Source organism: Salinicoccus jeotgali (assembly GCF_039538805.1).
In the GTDB taxonomy this organism is placed as follows: Bacteria; Bacillota; Bacilli; order Staphylococcales; family Salinicoccaceae; genus Salinicoccus; species Salinicoccus jeotgali.
This window is the reverse complement of the sequence record NZ_BAABCK010000037.1, coordinates 1-1,454: the sequence shown is the minus strand read 5'-3', so window position 1 is coordinate 1,454 and position 1,454 is coordinate 1. Positions and strand designations below refer to the sequence as shown.

1 protein-coding gene is annotated in these 1,454 nt (G+C 36.5%); it reads right to left on the bottom strand.

Annotation, left to right across the window (positions count from 1 at the left end):
• Positions 1–133: 133 nt before the first annotated feature.
• A partial coding sequence (gene mobV, locus ABD734_RS07760) for a MobV family relaxase (RefSeq protein WP_344703122.1) occupies positions 134–1,454 on the bottom strand: 1,321 nt, incomplete at its 5' end.

Sequence of the window (1,454 nt, the reverse complement as noted above, 5' to 3'; positions counted from 1 at the left end):
GAACCAACGGCAACCCTAAAAACCCAAAAGCTGTCGGTAGGCATTTTTGATACCTCACGGTATCTGCCTACCGGCTTTTTAGTTTATTCAGGGTTGCTTTTCCCACCAAAAGTTTTCTCGGCATAAATGTCCTCTACAGCTCTAAATCGTTACTCCTGGACTTCTTACGGTCTTGTTCATGCACTGCACCCTGTATTTCCTTCATAAACCGGCTGAGAGGCTCTGTACGCTCTTTCTGAGCCAACGAATCAGCAAACTCGTTATATCTCTCTTCAAATCCCTTATAACGGCTTCTGAGGGCCTTATAAACGCCAGCTGTATTTTTCACCATCTTTTTACTGAAATCATTCAACTCTTTATTTTTCTCTTTTAATTGCTCATTTTCTTCTTCCAGATCATATGCTTTCCTCTCATGCTTGAATGATTCATTCATCCACTCTTGAGCCCTTTTGTTCTGAACTTCCTTTTCTTTTCTCAAACCCTGATTTTCTTTATAGACATCTGTATTTTTCAACGTTTCATAATCATCTAAAATTCGAGTGGCAGAAAGATATTTTTCTTTCACTTTTTCAAAGTCGACATTACTCATAATCACTCGGCCCGTACGCTCAATGCTGGTGACCTTACCAAAGATATTCTTTTCAGTCAGGACTTCATCCTCAACCTTAAAATCCGGCTTCTGATTCAATCTATCAATGTCTTTTTGTAATTGTTCTTTCAGCTTTTCAAATTCTTTTTCAGCTTTCTTTTGTTCTGCTTTCACCCGTTCACTTTCCTGTTTCGCAAGTTCAGTCTCTTTCTCGTGATATTTCGTTTCTGACTTGTACGCCTCTACAGTTTTATGTTCTTTTCGAGAATTTAAAGAACCACGCTTAAGGTCATAGCCTTTATCAATCGATATATGAAAACTAAATCTGTTCTGTAATTCAGACAAATTCTTTTTGTTCCCTAATTTTTCTTTTGCGGATAATCGCCCATCATTTGTCAAAGGCACAAAACCAAAATGCATATGCGGTGTCTTTTCATCATAGTGAACAGACGCATAAATTATATTTTCTTTGCCGTACTCTTTTTCTAAAAACTTCAAACTATCTTTAAAAAACGCATCTTTCTCTTCCTGACTTTTATCCTCAAAAAAATCAGAATCACTTGTGATAATGCCATCGATATGACGAATGGCATCCGACCGAATTTTACGTTTTCCATGATAGCCTGCTTCAATCCGTTCATTAATTTTTTGATTAAAATCTATCTTTTCATCATTCACCAAATCATAATTCATGTGCGTTTTTTCTGAATTGATATCCTTATTTTGATAATTTTTATTCTCTCGCTGGCAATGCTTTTGTATGCCTCTAGTATTATTCGATCCCTTCACTTTTGCCACTCTTAAAATGGAGTAAGACATGGAGCACCTCCGGTTTTGGTACTTTAAAATCACATAAAGTATAACA